The sequence below is a fragment of the Streptomyces sp. NPDC002276 genome (genome assembly GCF_053891435.1).
Genome location: NZ_JBSFCQ010000016.1, coordinates 154,931 through 178,947, shown reverse-complemented (window position 1 = coordinate 178,947; position 24,017 = coordinate 154,931). Strand labels below are relative to the sequence as shown.

Genomic DNA, 24,017 nt, shown 5'->3' with positions numbered 1-24,017 from the left:
GTGCGTAGGGCCCATGCCCGGAGCGCCTATCCTGCGGAACCTTTAAGCACGAGAGGGTGCGAGGGAGAGACTTCGCAAGGGCTACGCCTCTCCTTTCCCCCGCCCTCTCCTTCTCCCCGCTCCAAGCGCAGCGCAGGGCCCTTGCCCGGAGCTGTGCCTACCTGGATCACTCCGCTCGGGGGGAAGATATAGATGGCAGATGTCTGTCTGTCTGCCTTATATATCGTGGGGGGAACAGACAGACAGACACGAACAGACAGAGGCTTAGGCAGTCAGTTCCCACAGCACAGCATTACCGGCACCCTTGGTCTGCTTGGCTTTGCCGTCCTTCTCCAGTGTTGCGAGTACACCCCTCAGCTTGGTGTTACTCATCTTTGTCGCCTCACGGATGGTGCCCTGGTTAACCGGCTCGGCGTTGTTCTTCAGATAGTCGACCACCCTGGAGACATTGTCACCGTCTCGCTCCTGCTGCTTACGCTCTGCGGGCTTGGCCTGACCCTGCTTCTTCCGGAGTTCCATACGGGCTCGCTCTAGCGCCTGTTCCATGGTTTCATCCTCGGGGATGTCTCCATTCAGCCTCTCTTCGAGCAGTGTCACAAAGGCTCCATCGTTACCCATTCCCTTCGGGTAAAGGGCAACCTGGAATTCCTTGGCTGCTCCTGCGTTGCCGCCAGCAACCAGGGTGACAAGTGCAGAGTTCTTCTCCCAATCTCGTTCGGCTCGGATCAGGTATCGGACAGACGACTCGATGATGGTGCTACCCATGGGTGTGCGCGTCTTCAGAATGTCCTCGCTCATCTTCGGTGCATGGTGGATGACAACCACTGCAATCCCTCGGCTGACGATTGCCCCGATGCGCTCGAAGATGGCACCCATAGATGCGTCGTCATTCACGGACACATCGCCAGGCTTGAGTGCCAGCAGGTTATCGATGAACAGAACCTCCACCTCGTCGGCCAGGTAATCGATCCAGCCGTCCCACCATTCGTCGGTGTCTTCCGGCTTCCTGTCGAACACGACTACTTCGGACCCTGTGTCACTGCCCAGGTCTTCGAACCTCTCTCGCATCTCGTCGGCCTGGCCACCGTCCATTGCCCAGTAACCGACGAACTTCTGTTCCACCTTTCGGCCAAGCCAGTCGGTTCCCTCAGAGAGTGCAATAGCGGCAGACATGGCGAGCAGAGACTTACCCACCTTGGGTCGTGCGTAGAGCATCGTTATCTTGCCGTGGATCAGATCCTCAATCAGGAACTTGTTCGCGGTCTTCACCAGGTCACCCAGCTTCTTGCCCGCGTATCTCGTCTTGTCGAACATCCACTATCTCCGTTCTGTTGTTTCGTCCACCTGTAGTAGTTGCCTGTCGTACCCATAGCCTTCATCCAATCGACTCGGTGTTATTGGGAGGCTGGTTAGTTCGGATGTCTGAGCATCCATGGCAGGGAGCCGTAGCCGTCAATCGGCGCAGGCTCCCTACCAAAGAAACTCAGTCAGCTAGCTATTCTGAAAGGTTCAGCCGGCTCGGGGTTCTCATTTCCCTCTGGCTATGCCGGTAGTGGCTGTGTACCTTCTCGACCAGAACACCCCTGGGCACTGCTTGAGCTTGGGGTCCTGGTGCTTGTGCATCTCAATCCGGAAGCTGAATGCCTCGCCGCAGTCAGAACAGATGAGCTTGTGTTCCCTTCCCTTGATTCCCTCGGAGTACATGTCGTCTCCTCTCAGTAACTCAGGAACCTTCTCAGTTCGTCGGCGTCGTCTGCTGTGAGTTCCTGCCATGCCTCATCTATGAGGAGCTTCAACAGTGGGAGTGCCTCACCGCCACTCTCCAGGTATTCACTCCACAGCTCTGTGATTCGCTCAGTCACTCTCAATCTCCTTCAGCTTCTCCAGTCGTTCGAGCAGATAGTTAGCGTTGCCGTAGCCCAAGTCATCCAGGCTCTTGATATCAGCGCGGGTGAAGTTGCCTCGGTCCATAGCCACCACGAGAACCGCTCCGAAGAACAGAGCAGACTCCCTAACCCCTGTCGGCCGGACTCTCTCGATTGCGTTGCCTATCTCGTCTCTCAGTTCGTCCGGTCCGTCGTGATAGACGCGGCCCTCATGTATCCAGGCTCGTACTCCCATGGACTCCAGTACTGCCGCGATGGACGGCAGTAGGTTCTTTCTTCTTCGGTATGCCATACATTCCTCCCCGCTCAGTTGTCTTCCATCAGGTTTCGTGTCAGTCGCTCGTATCGTTCTGCGGAGATGAGGACTGCTGCGGCCTTCCCATATCGGGTTAGCTCGATGGTCTGTCCTTGTTCTGCCTCTCGTACGAGACTGCCGAGAACTGCCTTGGCTTCACTTGCTGCGATCTTCACTGCTGTTCTTCTCCTTCGTTGTTGTTGAGCTTGTCGGTCAGGAACTTCTCTGCTGCGGGTGAAGCGGCACGGAACGGCATCGGCTCATCTCCGATGTGGCCCCGCATCTCTTGTGCGTACTCACTCACGGAACCCCGCTTGTGCTTCCCGATCACGTAGTCATCAAAGTCGCTGACGGCAGGGTCAATCCCCTGCCGCTCAGCCCATTCGAGTAGCGGTGCGTAGGGATAGAACTGCTCCATCTGGCCTTGTACTCGGTCATGCTTCCATTGGTCCTGAACTAGGGCCTCAAGGGATTCACCACCACTCATGAGTGCTAGTACCTGGACAGGCATGTTCTGATTTCGCTTATCGCTCAGGTCTTTCAGCCGCTTCACCTGGTTAGGCTTGGGTCGATTGGTGGTGCCGATCTTCACGTTCCCGTTGGCCAGTCGAATGATGTACGTGAATCCGGGGGTGTGGTTCATCTCCGGGTTGGCCTCGCTGATAGCGGTAGCCATGTCTCGGGCTTCTCGCTTCCGATCCCAGAAGAAGTCCCAGCGGTGAGCGGGGCACAGGGTCATTGAAGGTGCCCCGGATATCTGTCTGAGCGTGACTGTCTCGCCCTGCTCTGTGCATCCGTCCATTACGCATTTAGTCATGTGGATTGCTCCTTGGTAGTGGTGGTGTGAGGCCCGATCGCTCGGGCCCGTGAATGTGCCTGTACGGGCTTCTGGTCGCCCATCCCTGCGGCTCTGATGTATTGATACTTGCTCGGCCTCACGCGGCCTTAGAAAGCCATCCAGGGGCACTCTCGGGCTTGTTGCTGGTCCATCGGTACTGGCTTACCTGGATGTCGAGATGCAGGCCCATGGCTATCGGGTGCTTGCACTTGCCTCTAGGGCTGTAGTGCCTGCCCAACTCCTCGCGGGTGCTGAACTCCTGTCGGCAGGACACGCATCGATACGAGTGGTCGGGAAGCGTTACGTAGTGACGTCGAGACATAGCTGTCTCCTTCGTGGTTAGTGGGGTGCGGCAGGGCGTCGTAGCCCTGCCCGCTGCTGGGGGAATGTTGGTCAGACCGTGCTGAAAAAAAGAGCTGCCGTGCATACTGCATGCCGTCAGGACCGCAGTATGGGGGGTGCCATGGCGTGGGTGGTCAGTCGCGAAAACGAGTAACTGAGACTCGGCGTGGAACAAGAAGCCGGACAGCATCAGGGGCTCTCGGAGTTTCCTGGAGTCCGGTGAACTTCTTCAGTGCCTATTCTATGCCACGGGACTGACATCGGCCGGGCACTGTCGGGTACCTTCTGTGGTGGCTGTGTTGGTCCACCTGCGGGAAAAATAAAAGCCCCGGCCAGCCGAAGCCAACCAGGACCCTTCATCCACCACCACGTGGAGACCAACCACCGCGTATCGAGGAGAACTACCCTCTACTTATATAGAGGCCCCCGACTCGACCCCTGAGACAGGCTGCGGTCTTGAATTCCTTCAAAGATCATCCTCGGGTATGACAGGAACTATCACCATCCTACTCCCCAGGTACGAGAAAGGGCCCACTGGCTACGTCGCCAGGGGCCCTCTCGAAGCCTCTCAGCCAGTCAGGGTCAGTACCTGTCACCCATCTTCCGTGCAGCCTTCACAGCCCTACTCACCGCCATGTCTGCCGCATACCTCCGAAGCATGGTGGGGTCCTTCCATCCCTGAATGGTCATCACGTCCTCACCGCTCATTCCGGCAGAGAGCATGTCGTCTGTGGCTGTGTGCCTGAACTGGTGTGGGTGGCATCCTTCGTAACCGGCTTCCTGTGCCCGCCTGTTGAGCATCCGGTAGAGACCTGAGTACGTGAGCCGAGACCTGTTCCGGGTACCGAGCCAAAGATCCTGACCCTTGCTCATCTTGTGGGGTTCCCTGGCCCTCAGGTAGCGCGTGAGGGCAATCACCGTACGGGGCTGGAGGGGAATGACCCTGCCCTCTCCCGTACTCCTGGCGTCCTTCAGTGGAACCACCTGAGCCAACCCCTGTGACAGGTCGAGGGAATCCAGCCTGAGCGTCAGCAACTCCTCTGCCCGCAGTCCCTCTGTCAGGACCCTCATGATTGCGTGGTCCCTCAGCTTCTCGAACTCCCTCACTCGGGGGTGGCCGTTGCCGGTCACCTTCAACAGGTCGGTGACGAAGTCGGCGGAGAGAGTCTGTGGCTTGCCTGCCTTGGGAGGGGCGTACCTCTGGAGCTTCTTGTCCCGGTAGGGATTGGTCATGTCGTGCTCCTCCTCCATCCACGTGAAGAAGGGGCGCAAGTTCCTCTGAACGGTGTTGGTCCCGCCCTGGTTGTGGCTCTCGTAGTACGCCCTGAAAAACAGGTTCAGCGTGGCGGTGCCCACGCTGGTGAAGTCCTCTTCCATTCCCTCTCGGCTCATCCACTGGTCAAGGGCTCGGACTGCCTTGGTGTACGCCGTGACCGTCTTCTCCGTGTAGGGCCGACCGTGCTTGTTGTTGCTGGCCCTGAGGTGAGTTGCGTAGTCCTGGGCTGTGGCCTGCCTGGCCTCTGACTGGTCCGGGTCGGAGGGGATGACGCGGAGTGCTGTGCTCCTGGCCGTTCCCTGAGATGCCCTGAGAGGTGACTTCTTGGCCTGTGCCGACACGGGGTGACTCCCTGGTGTCCGGGCTAGGCAAGGTGCAATCCGCTAGGCGCCTTACCTAACCGAGTCTGGTAGGTAAGTCACGCGGCTTTCGGTGATCCTTCTGACCCATAACCCCAGGTCAGAGACTCAATGGCGCCCCCGGCAGGACTCGAACCTGCGGCCAAGCGCTTAGAAGGCGCCTGCTCTATCCACTGAGCTACGGGGGCCGGGTGTGGTGGCCTCGGTCGTGGTGTGCCCGGGTGTGGGCCGGTCCGTGACGTTGCCGGGGACAAGGATAGGGCTCCCGGGTCCTTGTCCCTGTTGCTTCCCCTCCGTGGCTCGATGTGGAGGTTCGGTGAAGCGGTCCTGATAATCGCAGGCAGGTACGAATCGTGCATCGCTTTTGGTGCCCGGCGCCACGGGTGTTGTGCACTCGTTATGCCTGGACTGTGCCCTTGCCCCAGTCATCCCTTCCGTCCGTTGTGTTCCGTCGGCGCGCAGGCATGCTCATATGCTTCAGAATTCCCCCAAAATTGGGCATTCTTCACATGTGGTGACCTTGGACGTACGGCCTCAGCTGCTCGACGCACTCTCCGCCCTGCGCGACCGTGTCGCCGCCGCACGCTTCCCGCTGCCCCTCGCGGGGGCTCCACGCGCGCGTGCCAACCGCGACGAACTGCTCGCCCAGCTCGACGACTATCTGGTGCCCCGCCTGAAAGAGCCCGAAGCGCCCCTGCTGGCGGTGGTCGGCGGTTCCACCGGCGCGGGCAAGTCGACGCTCGTCAACTCCCTTGTGGGGCGCAGGGTCAGCGAGGCCGGCGTGCTGCGCCCGACGACCCGCACACCGGTGCTGGTCTGCCATCCGGAGGACCATCACTGGTTCAGCGGGATGCGCGTACTGCCCGACCTCACGCGCGCGTGGGTGCCCCATCAGGACCCGGGGGACGAGTTGCTCCTCCCCGGTGAGGACGGTATGCGCGTGTTGCGGGTCGAGACCGCCGACTCCCTCCCGCGCGGAATCGCCCTCCTGGACGCGCCCGACATCGACTCCCTGGTCGCCGACAACCGGGTGCTGGCCGCCGAACTGATCTGCGCGGCCGACATCTGGGTGATGGTCACCACGGCCGCCCGCTACGCCGACGCCGTGCCCTGGCATCTGCTGCGCAGCGCCAAGGAGCACAACGCGACCCTGGTGACCGTCCTCGACCGGGTGCCCCACCAAGTGGTGTCCGAGGTGTCCCGGCAGTACGGCGCCCTGCTCGCCAAGGCCGGCCTCGGCGACGTACCGCGCTTCACGGTGCCCGAACTCCCCGAGTCCGCCTGGGGCGGCGGGCTGCTCCCGGCCAGCGCCGTGGCGACCCTGCGCAGCTGGCTCGTGCAGCAGGCCCAGGACCCCGGCGCCCGGCACCAGTCCATGGCCCGCACGGCCTACGGCGTCCTCGACTCGCTCAAGTCGCGGATGCCCGAACTCGCCGGTGCCGCCGCCGCCCAGTACGCCGCCGCGCTACGGCTCACGGCCGCCGTCGACGGGGCCTACGACAGCGAGCACGCGCGCGTGCGAGGCCGTTTGCAGGGCGGGGCCGTGCTCGCCGGGGACGCGTTGAAGCGCTGGCGCGCCTTCCCGCTCGACTGCTCCGCCGGTGAACTCCTCGACGCCCTCGCCGAAAGCCTCGCCGCGCTGCTGCTGTGCGCCGTCACGGCCGCCGACGAGCGCGTCGACGACGCCTGGCGCCGCGAACCGGCCGCGGGCGCCCCGGAGCTCGCCGACCGCGATCCCTCGCTGGAGAGCGCCGAGCACCGCATCGGGATGGCCGTACGGCGGTGGCGGCGCGAGCTGGAGGAGTACGCCGAGGAGGAGGTCGCCGACCTCGACCGGAGCATCGCGCCCGACCCCGAGGTGGTCGCCGCCCTCGTCGCCACCGCGCTGCTTGGCGGCCGTAGGGCCCGGTCCGCGGGGGAGGGGCTCGCCGAGCGGATCGGCGCGCACGGGGCGCTGCGGCTGCGCGACCGGGCCGGACGGCTGCTCAACGACCACCTGGACCGGGTCGTGCACACCGAACGCGAACGCCGGCTCGCCCCGCTCGACGCCCTCGACGTGCACCCCGAACCCCAGGCCGAACTCATCGCCGCGCTGTCCGTACTTCAGAAGGAGAGGTGACCGGTGACTGCCGTCACTGACCAGGACCACACGGACGAGATGGACCACGCGGATCATGCCGGTCATGCCGACAACGGCCGCGACGCGGACGCCAGGGACGCGCGCCCCGAAAACCCTCCTCCCGTAGAGGACGCCCGGGAAATCGGCGACCAGGAGGACACCGACGGCCACGCGCGCGTGCGGGCCGACACCGCCGGTCGTACGGAATCCAAGGCGGCCGTGGACCCGGCGAACCCGACGAATTCCACTGACTCCGAGGAGGCGACCGGCTCCTGGGACGACGGACTCATCGCGCGGCGGGTCAACGAGACCACCGCCGCGCAGCAGGCCGCCGCCGTGGAGATCAGGGCCTCCCGGGGGCAGCAGGCCGCGCACCCCGCCCAGGTCCCGGCCCCCTTGGCGTACGACGGGCCGCTACGGTCCCGTCTCGACGCGTTGCGCGAACTGGTGGGGCTCTCCAGGACCCGCCTCGACAGCGGGACCCTGGCGGAGGCGGGGCGGGTGCTCGACGAGGCCGCCGCGCGGCGCAGGCTCTCCGGGCAGCACACCGTGGTCGCCATCGCGGGCGCCACCGGCAGCGGCAAGTCGCAGCTCTTCAACGCGCTCGCCGGAGTGGCCATCTCGGAGACGGGCGTACGACGGCCCACCACCGCCGCGCCTATCGCGTGCAGCTGGAGCGACGGCGCGGCCACCCTCATCGACCGGATCGGCATCCCGGGACGGCTGCGCAGGCGCCCCCTTCAGAGCGCCGAGATGGAGGCCCAGTTGCGCGGGCTCGTCCTGGTGGACCTGCCCGACCACGACTCGGCGGCCGTCGCGCACCGCGAGCAGGTCGACCGGGTGCTGGCGCTCGTCGACGCGGTCATCTGGGTCGTCGACCCGGAGAAGTACGCCGACGCGATCCTCCATGAGCGTTATCTGCGGCCGATGGCGGGCCACGCGGAGGTCATGTTCGTCGTCCTCAACCAGATCGACCGGCTCCCCGGGGAGGCCGCCGATCAGGTCCTCGACGATCTTCGGCGCCTGCTCGACGAGGACGGGATCGCCCTCGGTGAGTACGGCGAACCGGGCGCGACCGTGCTCTCCCTGTCCGCGCTCACCGGCGACGGCATCCCCGAACTGCGCGAGGTTTTGGGCCAGTTCGTGGCGGATCGTGGAGCGGCCGCACGGCGAATTTCAGCCGATGTTGACGCGGCGGCCTGGCGGCTGCGGCCCGTCTACGCGACGGGGCGGCGCACCGGGCTCAGCGAGGAGGCGCGGGACGAGTTCGCCGCGCGGCTCGCGGACTCGGTGGGCGCCACCGCGGCGGGCGAGGCGGCCGAACGCGCCTGGCTGCGCAACGCCAACCGGGCCTGCGGCACGCCCTGGCTGCGGCTGTGGCGCTGGTACAACGACCGGCGCGAACCGACCACCGGACGGCTGCCCGTCCGCGCCCAGGCCGACGAGGAGGCCACGGCACGCCAGCGCGTCGAACAGGCGGTCCGCACGGTCGCCGACCGGGCCTCCGGCGGGCTGCCCGCGCCGTGGGCGCAGGCGGTGCGGGAGGCGGCCGTACGCGGGGCGCAGGGGCTGCCCGAGGCGCTGGACGAGCTGGCGGCGCGGGCCGGGCTGCCCGTGGGGCGCCCGCCACGGCCGGGGTGGTGGCCCGCGGCCGTACTGGCGCAGGCGTCCATGACGATCCTCCAAGTCGTCGGCGGGCTCTGGCTGTTGGGCCAGATCATCGGGTTCATGGCGCCGAACCTGGGAGTGCCGGTGCTGCTGATGGTGGCCGGCATCATCGGCGGCCCGCTCGTCGAGTGGAGCTGCCGGATGGCGGCCCGCGGCCCCGCCCGACGCTACGGCCTCGACGCGGAGCGGCGATTGCGGGAGGCCGCGGCGGGCTGCGGCCGGGCGCGGGTGCTCGATCCGCTGGCCGCCGAGCTGCTGCGGTACCGGGAGGTGCGGGAGCAGTACGGGCGGGTCACTGGTGCGGGGGTCGGGGCCGGGTGAACCTCGGTCCGAACGTCGTTCCCTCGTCCGGGTGATGAGGTTTTCCACAGGTGGGCGGTGGTGCACAGCGCTCAGCGGGTCCGGCCCGGCGGAGGCAGTCTGATCGCAGCCGTACGGGACGGGCCCGTACGCGTTTCCGCCCGGCCTGCGCGGCCGGGTCAGGGAGGGATGCGCGATGAACGAGACCATGGTCTGCGCGGTGGGCAACGTGGCGACACCGCCGGTGTACCGGGAGTTGGCGGCGGGACCGTCGGCACGGTTCCGGCTGGCGGTGACCTCGCGTTACTGGGACCGCGAGAAGAGCGCGTGGACGGACGGCCACACCAACTTCTTCACGGTGTGGGCCAATCGACAGCTGGCCACGAACGTGGCCGCGTCGCTGACGGTCGGTGACCCGGTCGTCGTCCAGGGTCGGTTGAAGGTGCGCGAGGAGGCTCGTGAGGGGCAGCCGAACCGCTCCTGGACGGACCTCGACGCCGTGGCGATCGGCCACGACCTGGCGCGCGGCACCTCGGCCTTCCGACGGGCCAACAGGCCCGACACGGCGGCCTCCCCGCCCCGGCCCGAGCCCGACTGGGAGACCCCGGCCGGTGATTCCGCCGACGTCTCCGGGCAACCGGACCGGCACCGACAGGCCGAGCCCGTCGCGGTGGCGTGATGTCAGTGAATGCCCCGAGCTGATCGAACTACGGCTTGTCCGTGGCTTATCGATGAATGCGTTCCGAATGACTCGGTGGATTTGTCGATAAGCCATGCTCGCGGGTGATCTTGGCGATAACGATTCCGATTCGGAACGGTTATCGGATCACCCGACTGGAGAACGGGGTGTGCCCGCCTCCTTAGGATGCCGGACATAGCTCGGGCACAGCTCTCGGCGCTACAGATTCTGCTGGTGGGACCACGCCACGCCCCCCACGCCCATGGGTCCTGCTCGAAGGGGAATTCCGTGTCTTCTGCGTTGTCTGTCTTCTCCGCGCTGTCACCAGGTGGCCGGGGCGTCGTGCGTTTCGTCGCCGCGACCTGGGCGTGCGGACTCGTCGCCGCCGGTGTGCTGGCCGGCGCGGGCCCGGCCTTCGCCGACGAGACCCCGCAGACCCAGGGCGGGGCGACGGCCACGATAGGCGGACTCAAGGCATACGGCGACGCCGTGATCCACGACGCCGGCGGCGGCGATGTGCAGGTCTCCGCGGGCCTGTTCGAGATGTCCGTGGACGGCGGCGGCACCCTACAGACGTACTGCGTCGATCTCCGGAACCCCACCCAGCGCGACGCCAAGTACCACGAGACCGCGTGGAGCGGGACCTCGCTGGGCACCAACAAGAGCGCGGGAAAGATCCGTTGGATCCTCCAGCACTCCTACCCGCAGGTGAACGACCTCGCCGCGCTCTCCGCGAAGGCCGGCACCAAGGGCCTGACCGAGAGCGACGCGGCGGCCGGCACCCAGGTGGCCATCTGGCGCTACTCGGACGGCGCCGACGTCGACGCGGTCGACCCGCAGGCGGAGAAGCTCGCGGACTACTTGCAGAAGAGCGCGCGTGACGTCGCGGAGCCGCAGGCCTCGCTGACCCTCGACCCGCCCGCGGTCTCCGGCCACCCCGGCGAGCGGCTCGGCCCGGTGACGGTACACACCAACGCGAACGGGGTGACGCTGACACCGCCCGCGGACGCCGTCACGACCGGGGTGCGGATCGTCGACAAGGACGGCAAGGTCGTGACGTCCGCGGCGGACGGCAGCCAGGTGTTCTTCGACGTGCCCGAGGACACGGCGGACGGATCGGCCGAGCTGACCGTGCAGGCCTCCACCACCGTGCCCGTCGGCCGGGCCTTCACCTCCGAGAACAGGAGCCAGACACAGATCCTCGCCGGTTCCAGCGAGTCGACGGTCTCCGCCGCCGCCGACGCGGACTGGGCGAAGACGGGGGCGATACCGGCACTGTCGGCACGGAAGAACTGTGCCGCGGGCGGCGTGGACATCACGGCGGCCAACGAGGGCGACGAGACGTTCACCTTCGATCTCCTGGGCGTCGAGCACGGCATCGACGCCGGGACCTCCCAGACGGTGACGATCCCGTTCCAGGAGGACCAGGCGTACGACTTCACGATCACGGCACCGCACGGCTACGCGAAGCGGTTCGCCGGAGTCCTCGACTGCCGGACGCAGAGCGACGCGGGCGGCACCGTGACCCAGACGCTCAGCGAGCCCAGCCCCGCCACGGTGGGCGGCACCTCCGTCGACACCAACCTCGCCGAGACGGGCGGCTCCGCCATCACCCCGATGATCACGGTCGTCGCCCTCGGCCTGGTCGGCATCGGCGCCACGGCCCTGATCCTGCTGCGCGACCGCAAGCCCGGACAGCAGGGCTGAGCGGTAGCGGCAGCGGCACGCAACACCATCGACACCGAATGTGGGGGGAACCACTGATGAAGCTCACCGTTCGCCGTGGAGCGGTCGTGATGATCGCGACCGGTCTGCTCGGCGCCGTGCCCGGGACCGTCACGGCCGAAGCCGCCCAGCCGCGGGCCGCGACGACGCCGACGACCTCGGCAGCGGCGTACACGTGCAGATACGGAGCGGTCTCCGTCTCCGACGCCGCCGGGTCGGCGGTGCCCACGGCAACCCGCGCAGGCGTGGCGCTGCACGCCCGCCTCCGGGTGCACAACACCGAGTCCGTGACCCTGCCCAAGGCCACCTACGTCTTCGCCCTGGGCAACCTCATGCGGAACCGCGGGCCCGCCCCGCTCGTGCAGTGGCGCGTGGGCAACGGCCACTGGCACAAGATGAGCCTGCACTGGAACAAGAAGACCAACGACTCACTGCCGCTGTGGAACTCCACGACCCTGTCCCTGGGCACGATCCCCGCACGGGGCACCGTCACCACCGAGATATCGGTGACCTTCCCCAAGAAGTCGATCAAGGCCGTCGACTACGACTTCCTCGACGTCCACAGCGGTGTCTGCAGCGGCACCAGGCTGGACTGGTACGTCGGCAACGGCTTCGACTACGGGCCGTGGCACGGCACTGAGGGCAAGCCGGTGTAGTTCCCGCCGGACCGGGCGCCGCCGTCGATGGCCAACCCCCAGCTCACAGCCCCCCTGCCCATACGCGTTTCCCCCGAGGGCCAGGGGTCAGGCAGTATGGACTACATCTGCCCACTCCAGATTTCAAGCTGCCGGACGGTTTCTCTTGGCTGAGTACATCTACACCATGCGCAAGACGCGCAAGGCGCACGGCGACAAGGTCATCCTTGACGATGTGACGCTGAGCTTCCTGCCCGGCGCGAAGATCGGTGTGGTCGGACCTAACGGTGCCGGTAAGTCCACCGTTCTCAAGATCATGGCGGGCCTTGAGCAGCCCTCCAACGGCGACGCGTTCCTGTCGCCCGGCTACAGCGTCGGCATGCTGCTCCAGGAGCCCCCGCTCGACGAGTCGAAGACCGTCCTGGAGAACGTGCAGGACGGCGCCGCCGAGATCATGGGCAAGCTCAAGCGCTTCAACGAGGTCGCCGAGCTGATGGCGACCGACTACTCGGACGCCCTCCTCGACGAGATGGGCAAGCTCCAGGAGGACCTGGACCACGCCAACGCGTGGGACCTGGACACCCAGCTGGAGCAGGCCATGGACGCCCTGGGCTGCCCGCCCGGCGACTGGCCCGTCACCAACCTCTCCGGCGGTGAGCGCCGCCGCGTCGCGCTCTGCAAGCTGCTGCTCGAAGCCCCCGACCTGCTGCTCCTCGACGAGCCCACCAACCACCTGGACGCCGAGTCCGTCCAGTGGCTGGAGCAGCACCTCGCGAAGTACCCCGGCACCGTCGTCGCCGTCACCCACGACCGGTACTTCCTGGACAACGTCGCCGAGTGGATCCTCGAACTCGACCGCGGCCGCGCCCACCCCTACGAGGGCAACTACTCCACCTACCTGGAGAAGAAGGCCTCCCGCCTCAAGGTCGAGGGACAGAAGGACGCCAAGCGCGCGAAGCGTCTGAAGGAGGAGCTGGACTGGGTGCGGTCGAACGCCAAGGGGCGTCAGGCCAAGTCCAAGGCGCGACTCTCCCGCTACGAGGAGATGGCCGCCGAGGCGGACAAGATGCGGAAGCTGGACTTCGAGGAGATCCAGATCCCGCCGGGCCCGCGCCTGGGCTCGATCGTCGTCGAGGTCAGCAACCTCTCCAAGGCCTTCGGCGACAAGGTCCTCATCGACGACCTCTCCTTCACGCTGCCGCGGAACGGCATCGTGGGCGTCATCGGCCCGAACGGCGCTGGCAAGACGACCCTCTTCAAGATGATCCAGGGCCTGGAGACGCCGGACTCCGGTTCCATCAAGGTCGGCGAGACCGTCAAGATCTCGTACGTCGACCAGAGCCGCGAGAACATCGACCCCAAGAAGTCGCTGTGGGCCGTCGTCTCGGACGAGCTGGACTACATCAACGTCGGCCAGGTCGAGATGCCGTCCCGCGCCTACGTCTCCGCGTTCGGCTTCAAGGGCCCCGACCAGCAGAAGCCGGCCGGAGTCCTCTCCGGCGGTGAGCGCAACCGCCTCAACCTCGCGCTCACCCTCAAGCAGGGCGGCAACCTCCTGCTCCTCGACGAACCGACGAACGACCTCGACGTCGAGACCCTGGGCTCGCTGGAGAACGCGCTCCTGGAGTTCCCCGGTGCGGCCGTGGTCGTCTCCCACGACCGCTGGTTCCTGGACCGGGTGGCCACGCACATCCTTGCCTACGAGGGTGACTCCAAGTGGTTCTGGTTCGAGGGCAACTTCGAGTCCTACGAGAAGAACAAGGTCGAGCGGCTCGGCCCGGACGCCGCGCGTCCGCACCGCGCCACCTACAAGAAGCTGACCCGGGGCTGATCTTCTTGCGCCACATCTACCGCTGCCCACTGCGCTGGGCGGACATGGACGCGTACGGCCACGTCAACAACGTGGTCTTCCTCCGCTACCTGGAGGAAGCCCGTATCGACTTCCTGTTCCGCCCGGACAAGGACTTCAAGCAGGGCTCGGTCGTGGCGCGCCACGAGATCGACTACAAACGCCAGCTCGTCCACCGGCACCACCCGGTCGACATCGAGCTGTGGGTCACCGAGATCAGGGCGGCGTCCTTCACCATCGCCTACGAGGTGAAGGACGGCGACCAGGTCTACGTCCGGGCCGCCACGGTCATAGTGCCGTTCGACTTCGAGGCACAACGACCGCGCCGGATCACCGCCGAGGAACGCGAGTTCCTGGAGGGATACCGGGACGACGCCGAGGAGGAGGCCGTCGCCGCATGACGGTCCTCCATCTCGCCGACGAAGGGGAGGCGGCGGACCTCGCGGCCTTCCTCTCCCGGCTGCTGCACTACGACCGCGCCGCCGCCGTCCGCCTCCAGGCAGCCGGCACGGCCCTCGCCGTCTTCGGGCGCCCGCCGTCCTTCGAGGTGCTCGCCATCCGCGCGGTGCGCCTCGCCAAGCCGTACGAGAACGGCCTCGACGACACGCTCGACGTGACCGTCTCCGCCGGTGAACTCCTCGAATCCCTCGACGAGTCGGCGGCCACGGCCCGGGTACCGGCCGCGGTGACCGGCCCGCCGTGGGCCGGAGTACTGCCGCCGCGCGGCGGCTGGTCCCCCGAGTCCGGGCTGCCGGAACCGCAGGCACTGCGCGGGATGATCGCCGCCGGGGTCGCCGAATTCCGGTCCCGTACACAGGAGTTGGCGCCCGAAGGCCGTACGCGCACCGAACTCGACCGCATAGGGCGGGAGATCTGGTCCCGGACGGTCGGGGAGACCTCGCTGCCGGTGCGCGCCGTGCACGCCGCCCAGTCGCTCGGATTCCTGCGCCCCGGCGGGGAGTCGGGCCTCTTCTCGTCCGGCGCGTGGCTCCGGCTGCGCACGCCGTACGGCTCAATTGCCGTCCGCAGGGCGGGAGTCGGCGCACTCGGCGTCAGCGTGCGCTGAGCGCGCCGTTCAACTCCCCGCGCGGCAAAGGGCGTTCAGCCCACCGTGCTCAACCCTCCAGGCCTCAGCCTTCTGCGTTCACCATCGAAGCCGCCGCGTACGTCAGGTAGTTCCACAGCGTGTGCTCGTGTTCCTCGGACAGGCCGAGCTCGTCGACGGCGACCCGCATGTGCTTCAGCCAGGCGTCGTGCGCGGCCCGGTCGACCTGGAACGGGGCGTGGCGCATCCGCAGCCTAGGGTGGCCGCGGTTGTCGCTGTACGTCGTGGGACCGCCCCAGTACTGGATCAGGAAGAGGGTCAGGCGCTCCTCGGCCGGGCCCAGGTCCTCCTCCGGATACATGGGCTTCAGCAGCGGGTCCTCGGCGACACCCTCGTAGAAACGGTGAACGAGCCGACGGAAGGTCTCCTCCCCGCCGACCTGCTCGTAGAAGGTCTGCTCCTGAAGCGTGCCGCGCCGAATCTCTTTCACGCCCCCATGGTCTCAGACGCCGTGGCGGAGGACTTCGGACTTAGGACCTTGGCCGAGGAGCGGACCGCTCGCCTCCCCGGCCCGACCGCAGGACAGTGGACGTATGGGTGCGCACGCTCTCGGGAGGGAACTGGACGCCGTGGCCGGTCCCGCGCGGGCGGAGCTGGTGCGGCGGATCGGGCTGAGCGGGGCGTGGGACACGGACCCGGGGTGGCGGGCGGTGTTCGAGGCGGTGCCGCGGCATCTCTTCGTGCCGTACTACTACGTCGGTGCCGCCGGCGGCTACGAGCGGCTGTGGGGCGGGAGCGCCGACCCGAGCGTCCGGGAGCGCTGGCTGCGCGGGGTGTACGACGACGCCCCGCTGGCCACCCGGCTGCGCGACGGGGAACTGGTGTCGTCCAGCAGCCAGCCCTCGCTGATGGCCAGGATGCTCGTCGAGCTGGGGGTGACGGACGGCAGCCGGGTGCTGGAGATCGGCGCGGGCACCGGCTACAACGCGGCGCTGCTCGCCCACCGGCTCGGCGACGGCCTGGTGACCACAGTCGACCTGGAACCGGAGATCACCGAGTCCGCGCGCACCCATCTCGCCGACGCCGGGTACCGCCCGAGAGTCGTCACAGGCGACGGCGCCCGCGGAGTCCCCGAACACGCCCCCTACGACCGGATCATCGCGACCTGCGCCCTGCCGTCGGTGCCGCCCGCCTGGCTCGCCCAGTGCGGTCCCGGCGCCCGCGTCCTGGCCCCGCTCGCCACCGGACTGATCGCGCTCACCGTGCGGGACGCGGAGCACGCCGAGGGCAGCTTCCTGGACACGGCCGCGTACTTCGTGCCCCTGCGCGGCACCGGGCCCGCTCCGGCGGACGAGATCCCGCACCGGTCAGGCGACCACGAACTCCTCCGCTTCCTGCTCACCCTCACCCACGGCACCCTCGACCCGCAGGACGCGCACGAGCTGTGGGAGCGCGAAGGGAGACCGGGACGCGAGCGCTACGGCGTCACGGTCGCCGACGGCCGGGTGCGGGCGTGGCTGGACGATCCGGAGGGGCCGTACAGCTGGCCCCTCCCATGACGTCTGTCAGCCCCGGCGGACCGTGATCGTCGTCCACGCGCCGACGTGCACCCGGTCCCCGTCCTGCAACGGCACCGGGACGAAGGGCTGGATGGGCTCCTCGCCGCCGTTGACCGTCGTACCGTTCGTCGAGTTCTGGTCGACGACCGCCCAGCTGCCGTCCGGCTGCTGGACCAGTACCGCGTGCTGGTGCGAGACGCCCGGATCCTCCGGCGGCACCGACAGGTCGATGTCGGGGGACTCACCGGTGGAGTGCCGGCGGCGGCCGATGGTGATCTGGTTGCCGGTCATCTGGCGCTGCTGCTCGGGGGAGTACGCGGGCAGGTTGAGACCCGCGGCCTCCGGGCCCGAGCGCTGCATCATCGCCATGAAGTACTCGCGGTCCGGACCGATCGTCGCCAGCCAGGTCGTCGGCTGCTGGTACGCCGGGCGGGGCGGGGGCGGGGCCTGGGTGGAACCGGGCTGCGGGTAGCCGTAGCCGCCACCGCCCTGTCCGGGACCGCCGGGGCCACCGGGACCGCCCGGGGAGCCGGGGGTCGGCGGGGAGATCACCCAGTCGTCGTCACCGCCACCGAAGGACGGGCCGCCCTGCTGCGGACGGCTCGTCTCCTGCGGGAACCCGGGCGGGGCCGACGGGGCGGACTGCTGGAACGCCTGCGGGGCGCCACTTGTCTGCCCCGGGGTCGGGCCGGGCGGCGGCGGGACCGGCCGCGAGGGGTCGGGACCGAAGTTGGGGGGACCCTGCGGGTTCGAGGGCTCGTTGCCGAACGGCCGCGGCGGACCGGCCGGGTCGTTGCCGCCGAAGCCCTGCGCACCGCCGGGGCCGCCGGGACCACCGCCCTGCCGCTCGCCGCCGAAGGCGCCGGGGCGGCCACCGCCGAAGTCGCCCTGACCGGGGCGCTCGTTGCCGAACTGGCCGCCGGGGCCCGGGGGTTGCTCGTTTCCGAACGGCCGCCGACCGGACGCCTCGTTGCCGAAGGGCGGGGGAGGGGGCGGACCGGAGGGGTCGTTGCCGAACGGTCGCGGCGGACCGGCCGGGTCGTTGCCGCCGAAGGGCGCGGGACCGCCACCCTGCCGCTCGCCGCCGAAGCCCGAGGGGCCACCGGGACCGCCACCCTGGCGTTCCCCGCCGAAGCCCGACGCACCGCCGGGGCCACCGCCCTGACGCTCCCCGCCGAAACCTGAAGTGCCGCCCGGCCCGCCCGGCCCGCCTTGGCGTTCGCCGCCGAAGCCCGACGGGCCACCGGGACCGCCACCCTGGCGTTCCCCGCCGAAGCCCGACGGACCGCCGGGGCCCCCCGACCGCTCGTTGCCGAAACCTTGCGAGCCGCCGGGGCCGCCGGGCCCGCCCTGCCGCTCATTGCCGAAGCCCTGCGAACCCTGGCCACCGGGGCCACCGGGACCGCCCTGCCGCTCGCCGCCGAAGCCCTGCGCGCCGCCCGGGCCACCGGGACTGCCCGGCCCACCCTGCTGCCGCTCGCCACCGAATCCACCGGGGCCGTTCGGACCACCAGGACCACCAGGACCACCAGGACCACCAGGCCCTCCGGGCCCACCCGCACCCCCCGGCCTCCCCGACCGGTTCGTCGGTTCGTTGCCGAACGGGGGTATCGGCTCGGCCGGGCGGTTCATCTGTGAGGGGCGCGAGCCCTGGTAGTCGAAGGAGTCACCGCCGTACGTCGGACCGGGCGGCGGCTGCTGGAAGCGGGCCGCCGGGCTCGGGCCGGGGTTCGACGGGCGCGGGGCCGCCGGGGTGTACGACGTGGCCGTGTTGGTGAGGAAGTTCCACCGGCACTCCTCGCAGAACGGCGCACCGCCCTCACGGGGCGTACGGCACTGCGGGCAGAGCTCCGCCTCGGAGTTCGGGCGCGCGGGCGGCGGGAAGCCGTAGCCGCCGCCGGGCGGCGGGGGAGGGGGCGGGGGTACGGCACCGGCCATGCGGTGACCGCAGACCTCGCACCAGTCGTCGGAACCCGACTGGTGTCCGTTCGGGCAGGTCGGCATGTCGGCTCGTCCCCCTTTCTCACAGGGTCGTTCTGGGTCTCACGAAGTTGTCTGGGCTAGGTCACTTCTTTACACGAACAGTCTTTGTGGACCGTGTTTCGAGGGTCATCTCGTCGGCCTCCGCGACCTTCGCCTTCAGTCGCACAGTACCCGCCGCGGCATCGACCACGTCCACCACCTTCGCAAGCAGTTTCGCAGTATCCGCGTTTCCGGAGACGCTGGCGAGCTGAACGGCCCGTCCCAGTTTGGCCGTTGCTCCATCGACATCGCCCGATTTGCGGAGATCCAGCCCTTGTTGGATGACTTGCGCCAGTTCGGCCTGGCCGGTGTAGTGCGCGACCTGCGGATTGATGGAGGTCGACGCCACCATGTCGTCGGTCCATACGGCCTTCACCAGCCCCTGGGCGCCCAGGTTTTGGGTTGTTCCGTCGGGCTGCGGGACGACCAGCGAGACCCGGGCGGCGAGCATCTCCTGGCCGACGCCGGCCTCGGGGACCTCGACGCACACGTGGTAGTCACGGGACTCGTCTCCCCAGGACCCGGTGGGGTAGTCCCCGGCGCGCGGGCCCGCCTCGGTGCGGCGGTCGGTCAACTCCTGTACCTGGGGCGCGACTTGCTTGACGAATTTGATGGCCGTGCCCACCGGCGTCCAGAGCCGCAGCGCGACGTCCGCGACCTCCTTGCCCATCGCCGTCTCCATCATCTTCGTGAAGTCGGCGGCGAGGTTGGCCGGGTCGGCGACGATGTCGGCGGTGCCGAGCAGCGCGGAGGCGATCCCTGTGACTTCTTTCACTTCCCAGTCGGTACCGACTCCGCGGGCGTCACAGGTGAAGCGTCCGGCGCAGGCGTCGAGGGCGGCCTTCAGGTCCTCGGGCGCCTCGTGCTCGTTGCGGCCGTCGGTGAGGACGATGCCGTGGCGTATGGCGACGTCCGCCGAGGACAGCAGCCGGTCGGCGAGCCGCAGCCAGGTGCCGATCGCGGTGCCGCCGCCCGCGCTCAGCTTGCGCAGCGCCTGCTTGGCCTGGTCGCGGGTGGTGGCGTCGGCGACCGCGAGCCGCCCGTTGCCCGGATAGACCTCCTTGGCGATGTGCGTGCCGCCGATCACCGCGAAGTGCACCCCGTCGCGCAGGGTGTCGATCGCGGCGGCGGTGGCGTCCCGGGCGTTGCGCATCTTGGTCGGCGGGTAGTCCATCGACCCCGAGCAGTCGACCATGATCGCCACGGCCGCGTCCGGGCCCTGACCCGGCGAGTACAGATGGGGCGCGGCGACCGCGCTCCCCACGGTGCCGCCGCCGGTCGAGGTCACGGTGACGATCGCGTTGACCTCCCGGCCGCCCTCGGGCAGGTACTCGTTCTGGTACACGTCCACCGAGAACTGCGGCACGTTCGACTTCGAGAAATTGGCCATGCCTACTCTGATCCCCCTCAAGTGCCCCACCTGGATGGGGCGATGACTATGAGCGGACCGGTCCCCTCCGGTCCGAGACCGTCCCCGTTTATGCGGCCTCAGCCGATTACTGCCCCTTGCGGCGGGGCCGGGAACGGCACGACGGCCACTGTTACGTTGTCGTGGCCCCCGCCGTCCAGCGCGTGACCGACCAGGACCTGGGCGCTGTGCAGTGGGCGGACCATGGCATCGGGGGGTACGACCTCGGCCATCTCCTCGGCCGACTCCGCGTAGTTCCACAGGCCGTCCGTGCACACCACCACTACACCCGGCCGGTCCGGTTTGAAAGAAGCGGTGTGCGGCTCCAGTTCGTACGCGTCCGCGCCGAGCCAGCCGGTGATCGCGTGGGCGCGCTCGTCGGCGTAGGCCTCCGCCTCGCTCATCAGGCCCGCGGCGACCATCTGGGCCGCCCACGAGTCGTCCTCGGTGAGCCGGGCCGGCGGTGAACTGCGGTCCACCGGGATCCAGTAGGCGCGGCTGTCGCCGACCCAGCCCACCACGAGCAGCGCCGGGGTGACGACGGAGGCGACCAGGGTGCAGGCCGGCGCGTTCTGGTGCGGGGCGTGCTCGCGGGCCGTCGCGGGCTCCTCGGCAAGGGAGTTGACCGCGTGCGAGGCCGCGATGATCGCCTCGTGCATCGCCTGCTGCGGATGCGTGCCCTGCGGCAGCGCGGCCAGCAGCGACTCGCCGGCCTTCCGCGACGCGGCCAGCGAGGCCGCGTCCGGCCGGGTCGCCGAGGACACCCCGTCACACACGACCGCGACGAGCGCGGGCGCCCCGTCGGGCAGCACGCACTGTCCTACGGCGAAGGCGTCCTCGTTGCGATGGTGGCGCAGCCCGCGGTCGCTGACCGCGGCGAGCGGGCCCGACTCCTGTTCCATGTGGTCGCGTTCGCGGGGCTGGGCGTGCCCGCAGTTCTCGCAGTAGCCGTCCGGGTCGACCCGGCCCGACCGGCAGGCCACGCACACCTTGGTGCCCTCGGCCGGGGTCGCCAGATCGGCGGCGACCCGCGGGTCCGGCGCCTGCAACGGGTACTCGTCGGGCTCCGGCGGCCGGTCGAACCGTACGCCCGTGGCCGGGGAGACCGGTGAACCGGTGGGCGGCGGCGGGGAGTTGGACGGCAGCGGGGTGCCGCCCGAGTCGGTGCCCGCCAGGTCGGTGGGCAGATGGACCGTCGGCGCGGTCTCGGGGCCCTCCGGCTGGGGGACCACGGGCCAGTTCACGTCCGTGGCCTCCTCGGGAAGGAGTGATCCCGCGCCGTTCATGGTCAGCGTCGGGTGGTCGTCCGGCGGCGCGGGCGCGGCCGACAGGTCGTACCCGCACGCACCGCAGAAGCGGTCACCCGATTCGAGCGGTTCCTCACAGCTCGGACACGTCGACAAAGCCTTCGGCTGGGGCATCTGGGACATCAACTACACCCACGTCCGGGGGCGGTAACGGTTGGCACGTTCCACCAGGTCGATCCTCTCCTCGCCGCCCCGCGCCAGCCGGGCCAGCGTGCGGTACGAACGCTCCAGGCCGAAGCGGAGTCCCCGCTCGTCCAGCTCGTTGCCGAGCAGTTCCGGCCGTGTCGGCGGCACGGAACCCTGGCCTCCGGAGAGTATCCAGTCGAGGGCGCAGCCGAGGACCTCGGCCGACAACTGCTCGCGCCGGACCGCGTCCAGACCGTATCCCTCCAGCGCTTCCACCTGTCCGGCGGACGCGGTCAGATCGTCCAGGAACGGCGTGTCGCCCGCCGTCGCGGTCCGCCGCCGAAGCCGCGCCCGTACGGCGGCCACCCGCGCGGCCGTGTAGTGGATCGAGGCCTCCGACACCGACTCCAGCGTCCGTACGGAGCCCGCGCGGTCGCCGGTCGCGAGCTGGACGCGGGCCAGGCCGAAGGCCGCGCTCACATAGCTCGGGTCGGTCGACCACACCAGCCGGTAGTACTCGGCCGCGTTGTCCAGCTGGCCCAGCACCTCGGCGCACAGGCCGAGCGCCAGCTTCGGCGCGGGCTCGCCCGGGAAGGCGTCGTAGATCGCGTCGAAGGACAGCGCGGCGGCCTCGTAGTCGCGGGTCGCGAGGGCTGCCACGCCCCGGTACCAGACCACCCGCCAGTCGTCGGGCCGCTCGTCCTCCAGCTTCGCGAGGGCCTCCAGCGCGGTGTACGAGTCGCCGTTCTCCAGCCAGGCCCTGATCTGCCGCAGCCGGGTCTCCACGGACGGCGAGGGCGCGGACGCGAGGGCGCCGAGCAGTTCGGCCGCCGCGGTCGTCATCAGCCCGGCCAGGAAGCCCGCGTTGGGGTCGGTCGGGTCGACGTGCGGCACGGGCAGGGCGAGCGCCACGGCGGGCGAGTCGACCTGCTTGACGAGGTCCGGGGTGGCACCCGCCGACCCATTGGCCGACCCGTTGGCGGCGGCGGTGACGGCGGGACGCGGCGCGGCGGCGGGCAGCGCGGCATCGACGCGGGTGCCTGCCTTCTTCCGGGGCCGCACCACCCGCGCCCCCAGCAGCGACACGTCCTCGTCCAGCTTCGGGAACAACTCCGTGTCCGTGACCTTGAGTTCGGGCCCGAACAGGGTGGACAGGGACGGGCGGGCGCGGCCGGTCTGGAGCGAGACGACCTCCCGCAGCACCCCCGTCAGCTGCTCGGCCATCTCCTGCGCGGAGGCGAACCGGCGGGCCGGGTCCGGGTCGGTGGCACGCACCAGGAGCCGGTAGAACGACTCGTAGCGGCGGAACACCTCGATGTTGTCCGGGTCGGGCAGCGAGTCCACGAAGACGTTCGTGTAGCCCTGGAAGTCGAAGGTGAGGACGGCGAGCGTGCGGCCGACGGTGTAGACGTCGGACGCCACCGACGGGCCGACCTCCGCGACCTCGGGCGCCTGGTAGCCGACCGTGCCGTAGATGGCCGACTCCTCGTCGTCCATTCTGCGCACCGCGCCCATGTCGATCAGCTTGAGCTGGTCCTCGGTCTGGATCGCGTTGTCGACCTTGAAGTCGCAGTACAGCAGGTTGCGGCTGTGCAGATGGCCGAGCGCCTCAAGGGCCTCGATGCCGTACGCGCAGGCCTGCTCCACCGGCAGCGGATCGCGCTTCCCGGTCTCCGTACGGCGGTCGTTGGCGATCTCCTTGAGGGACTTGCCGCCGACGTACTCCATGACGATGTACCCGTCCAGCGAACCCGTCCGCTGGTCCAGGTGTTCCACGAAGTTGTAGATCCGCACGATGTTGGAGTGCTCGATCTCGGCGAGGAAGCGCCGCTCGGAGATCGCGGCGGCCATCGCGTCCTCGTCGCCGGTGTCGAGGAGACCCTTGAGCACCACCCAGCGGTCGGAAACCGCGCGGTCCACGGCGAGATAGACCCAGCCCAGTCCGCCGTGCGCCAGACAGCCCACGACCTCGTACTGGCCGTGCACGACGTCACCGCCGGCCAGCTTGGGCGAGAACGAGTACGGGTTGCCGCACTTGGTGCAGAACCCCTCCGTGCGCCCCGGGCTGTCGCCGCGCGAACGCCCCACCGGCGCACCGCAGTCCGAGCGCGAGCAGAACCGCTTGCGCTCGGGCACCTCCGGGTTCTCCAGCACCATCGCGCGCGGGTCGGGCCGCGGCACGTCCGGCACCTGCACCAGACCGACCCCGAGCCGGCCGCGCGTCGAGGACGCCGACGACGAACCGGAACTGCGCACCGACACCGAGCGGCCGGTGGACTGCCCCGACACCGAGCGCGAGAGCCGCCCCGACACCGAGCGCCGCGACTTCGACGACTGCGACGACGTACGCGAACTGCGGCTGCTGGTACGGGAACTGCTGCTGCCCGAACCCCGCGAGCCCCCCTTGCCGCCGGTCATCCCGGTGGGCGGCGACCCGAGCTTCCCGTTGGCCGCCACCACCGGCGCAAGACCGCACGTGTCGCAGTACAGCTCGCCGTCGCCCACGTCCTCGTACGACCCCTCGCAGCCGGGCCGCTGACACTTCCGCTGTGCCTCACTCATGACCGACCCCGCTTCTC

21 protein-coding genes and 1 tRNA gene are annotated in these 24,017 nt (G+C 68.9%); 9 read left to right on the top strand and 13 right to left on the bottom strand.

Features of this window, described 5'->3' with window-relative positions:
* Positions 1 to 264 precede the first annotated feature (264 nt).
* The 8 genes from ACWIHT_RS34340 to ACWIHT_RS34305 all read right to left on the bottom strand — a co-directional run bounded on the left by ACWIHT_RS34340 (position 265) and on the right by ACWIHT_RS34305 (position 5,184).
* Positions 265 to 1,314 (bottom strand): AAA family ATPase, encoded by a 1,050-nt coding sequence (locus tag ACWIHT_RS34340; protein WP_456172210.1) that lies wholly within the window; start codon positions 1,312 to 1,314, stop codon positions 265 to 267.
* A gap of 213 nt (positions 1,315 to 1,527) precedes the next feature.
* Positions 1,528 to 1,704, bottom strand: coding sequence for a hypothetical protein (locus tag ACWIHT_RS34335; RefSeq protein ID WP_158711473.1), 177 nt, complete (start codon positions 1,702 to 1,704; stop codon positions 1,528 to 1,530).
* A gap of 11 nt (positions 1,705 to 1,715) precedes the next feature.
* A complete protein-coding gene (locus ACWIHT_RS34330; RefSeq protein WP_456172209.1) occupies positions 1,716 to 1,862 on the bottom strand; it encodes a hypothetical protein in 147 nt (48 codons plus the stop codon).
* Positions 1,855 to 2,178, bottom strand: a complete 324-nt coding sequence (locus ACWIHT_RS34325) for a hypothetical protein (protein WP_456172208.1) — start codon at positions 2,176 to 2,178, stop codon at positions 1,855 to 1,857. Before ACWIHT_RS34325 ends, ACWIHT_RS34330 begins: the two co-directional genes overlap by 8 nt.
* A 14-nt stretch (positions 2,179 to 2,192) precedes the next feature.
* Positions 2,193 to 2,357, bottom strand: a complete 165-nt coding sequence (locus ACWIHT_RS34320) for a type II toxin-antitoxin system Phd/YefM family antitoxin (protein ID WP_456172207.1) — start codon at positions 2,355 to 2,357, stop codon at positions 2,193 to 2,195.
* Entirely contained in the window at positions 2,354 to 2,857 is a 504-nt protein-coding gene (locus ACWIHT_RS34315) for a hypothetical protein (RefSeq protein WP_456172206.1), read from the bottom strand. The genes ACWIHT_RS34320 and ACWIHT_RS34315 overlap by 4 nt, the downstream gene beginning before the upstream one ends.
* A 1,086-nt stretch (positions 2,858 to 3,943) precedes the next feature.
* On the bottom strand, positions 3,944 to 4,978 hold the full coding sequence (locus ACWIHT_RS34310; RefSeq protein WP_456172205.1) for a tyrosine-type recombinase/integrase: 1,035 nt from the start codon (positions 4,976 to 4,978) through the stop codon (positions 3,944 to 3,946).
* Between the two features lie 130 nt (positions 4,979 to 5,108).
* Positions 5,109 to 5,184 (bottom strand) — tRNA-Arg (locus ACWIHT_RS34305).
* A 323-nt stretch (positions 5,185 to 5,507) separates the two neighbouring features.
* On the opposite strand from ACWIHT_RS34305, the gene ACWIHT_RS34300 reads away from it, so the two are divergent.
* The 8 genes from ACWIHT_RS34300 to ACWIHT_RS34265 all read left to right on the top strand — a co-directional run bounded on the left by ACWIHT_RS34300 (position 5,508) and on the right by ACWIHT_RS34265 (position 15,037).
* Positions 5,508 to 7,115 (top strand): dynamin family protein, encoded by a 1,608-nt coding sequence (locus ACWIHT_RS34300; RefSeq protein WP_456172204.1) that lies wholly within the window; start codon positions 5,508 to 5,510, stop codon positions 7,113 to 7,115.
* 3 nt (positions 7,116 to 7,118) lie between these two features.
* The gene (locus ACWIHT_RS34295) at positions 7,119 to 9,104 is read left to right on the top strand and encodes a GTPase (RefSeq protein ID WP_456172203.1); all 1,986 of its coding nucleotides are present in this window, start codon (positions 7,119 to 7,121) and stop codon (positions 9,102 to 9,104) included.
* 175 nt (positions 9,105 to 9,279) lie between these two features.
* Complete coding sequence (locus tag ACWIHT_RS34290; protein WP_456172202.1) at positions 9,280 to 9,762, top strand: single-stranded DNA-binding protein; 483 nt, start codon at positions 9,280 to 9,282, stop codon at positions 9,760 to 9,762.
* Positions 9,763 to 10,050: 288 nt separating this feature from the next.
* The gene (locus tag ACWIHT_RS34285) at positions 10,051 to 11,469 is read left to right on the top strand and encodes a Cys-Gln thioester bond-forming surface protein (RefSeq protein WP_456172201.1); all 1,419 of its coding nucleotides are present in this window, start codon (positions 10,051 to 10,053) and stop codon (positions 11,467 to 11,469) included.
* 56 nt (positions 11,470 to 11,525) lie between these two features.
* Positions 11,526 to 12,143: a hypothetical protein gene (locus tag ACWIHT_RS34280; RefSeq protein ID WP_456172200.1), complete on the top strand. Its 618-nt coding sequence runs from the start codon at positions 11,526 to 11,528 to the stop codon at positions 12,141 to 12,143.
* A 145-nt stretch (positions 12,144 to 12,288) separates the two neighbouring features.
* A complete protein-coding gene (gene ettA / locus ACWIHT_RS34275; protein WP_200715578.1) occupies positions 12,289 to 13,953 on the top strand; it encodes an energy-dependent translational throttle protein EttA in 1,665 nt (554 codons plus the stop codon).
* 5 nt (positions 13,954 to 13,958) lie between these two features.
* Positions 13,959 to 14,372, top strand: a complete 414-nt coding sequence (locus tag ACWIHT_RS34270; protein ID WP_456172199.1) for an acyl-CoA thioesterase — start codon at positions 13,959 to 13,961, stop codon at positions 14,370 to 14,372.
* Positions 14,369 to 15,037: a hypothetical protein gene (locus tag ACWIHT_RS34265; protein WP_456172198.1), complete on the top strand. Its 669-nt coding sequence runs from the start codon at positions 14,369 to 14,371 to the stop codon at positions 15,035 to 15,037. The genes ACWIHT_RS34270 and ACWIHT_RS34265 overlap by 4 nt, the downstream gene beginning before the upstream one ends.
* A 64-nt stretch (positions 15,038 to 15,101) precedes the next feature.
* Here the strand turns inward: ACWIHT_RS34265 and ACWIHT_RS34260 are convergent, their stop codons facing one another.
* Positions 15,102 to 15,506 (bottom strand): globin, encoded by a 405-nt coding sequence (locus tag ACWIHT_RS34260; RefSeq protein ID WP_456172197.1) that lies wholly within the window; start codon positions 15,504 to 15,506, stop codon positions 15,102 to 15,104.
* Positions 15,507 to 15,609: 103 nt separating this feature from the next.
* On the opposite strand from ACWIHT_RS34260, the gene ACWIHT_RS34255 reads away from it, so the two are divergent.
* Entirely contained in the window at positions 15,610 to 16,575 is a 966-nt protein-coding gene (locus ACWIHT_RS34255) for a methyltransferase domain-containing protein (RefSeq protein WP_456172196.1), read from the top strand.
* 6 nt (positions 16,576 to 16,581) lie between these two features.
* On the opposite strand, the gene ACWIHT_RS34250 is transcribed toward ACWIHT_RS34255, so the two are convergent.
* The 4 genes from ACWIHT_RS34250 to ACWIHT_RS34235 form a co-directional block, all read right to left on the bottom strand.
* The gene (locus ACWIHT_RS34250) at positions 16,582 to 18,579 is read right to left on the bottom strand and encodes an FHA domain-containing protein (protein ID WP_456172195.1); all 1,998 of its coding nucleotides are present in this window, start codon (positions 18,577 to 18,579) and stop codon (positions 16,582 to 16,584) included.
* A 61-nt stretch (positions 18,580 to 18,640) separates the two neighbouring features.
* Positions 18,641 to 19,987: a vWA domain-containing protein gene (locus ACWIHT_RS34245; protein ID WP_456172194.1), complete on the bottom strand. Its 1,347-nt coding sequence runs from the start codon at positions 19,985 to 19,987 to the stop codon at positions 18,641 to 18,643.
* 98 nt (positions 19,988 to 20,085) lie between these two features.
* Positions 20,086 to 21,438, bottom strand: a complete 1,353-nt coding sequence (locus ACWIHT_RS34240; protein ID WP_456172193.1) for a PP2C family serine/threonine-protein phosphatase — start codon at positions 21,436 to 21,438, stop codon at positions 20,086 to 20,088.
* Positions 21,439 to 24,000, bottom strand: coding sequence for a tetratricopeptide repeat protein (locus ACWIHT_RS34235; RefSeq protein ID WP_456172192.1), 2,562 nt, complete (start codon positions 23,998 to 24,000; stop codon positions 21,439 to 21,441).
* Positions 24,001 to 24,017 lie beyond the last annotated feature (17 nt).

Coding starts and splice junctions, on each gene's coding strand:
- ACWIHT_RS34340 (WP_456172210.1), bottom strand. CDS start 1,314: ATGTTCGACAAGACGAGATACGCGGGCAAGAAGCTGGGTGACCTGGTG.
- ACWIHT_RS34335 (WP_158711473.1), bottom strand. CDS start 1,704: ATGTACTCCGAGGGAATCAAGGGAAGGGAACACAAGCTCATCTGTTCT.
- ACWIHT_RS34325 (WP_456172208.1), bottom strand. CDS start 2,178: ATGGCATACCGAAGAAGAAAGAACCTACTGCCGTCCATCGCGGCAGTA.
- ACWIHT_RS34315 (WP_456172206.1), bottom strand. CDS start 2,857: ATGGCTACCGCTATCAGCGAGGCCAACCCGGAGATGAACCACACCCCC.
- ACWIHT_RS34290 (WP_456172202.1), top strand. CDS start 9,280: ATGAACGAGACCATGGTCTGCGCGGTGGGCAACGTGGCGACACCGCCG.
- ACWIHT_RS34280 (WP_456172200.1), top strand. CDS start 11,526: ATGAAGCTCACCGTTCGCCGTGGAGCGGTCGTGATGATCGCGACCGGT.
- ACWIHT_RS34265 (WP_456172198.1), top strand. CDS start 14,369: ATGACGGTCCTCCATCTCGCCGACGAAGGGGAGGCGGCGGACCTCGCG.
- ACWIHT_RS34255 (WP_456172196.1), top strand. CDS start 15,610: ATGGGTGCGCACGCTCTCGGGAGGGAACTGGACGCCGTGGCCGGTCCC.
- ACWIHT_RS34250 (WP_456172195.1), bottom strand. CDS start 18,579: ATGCCGACCTGCCCGAACGGACACCAGTCGGGTTCCGACGACTGGTGC.
- ACWIHT_RS34245 (WP_456172194.1), bottom strand. CDS start 19,987: ATGGCCAATTTCTCGAAGTCGAACGTGCCGCAGTTCTCGGTGGACGTG.
- ACWIHT_RS34235 (WP_456172192.1), bottom strand. CDS start 24,000: ATGAGTGAGGCACAGCGGAAGTGTCAGCGGCCCGGCTGCGAGGGGTCG.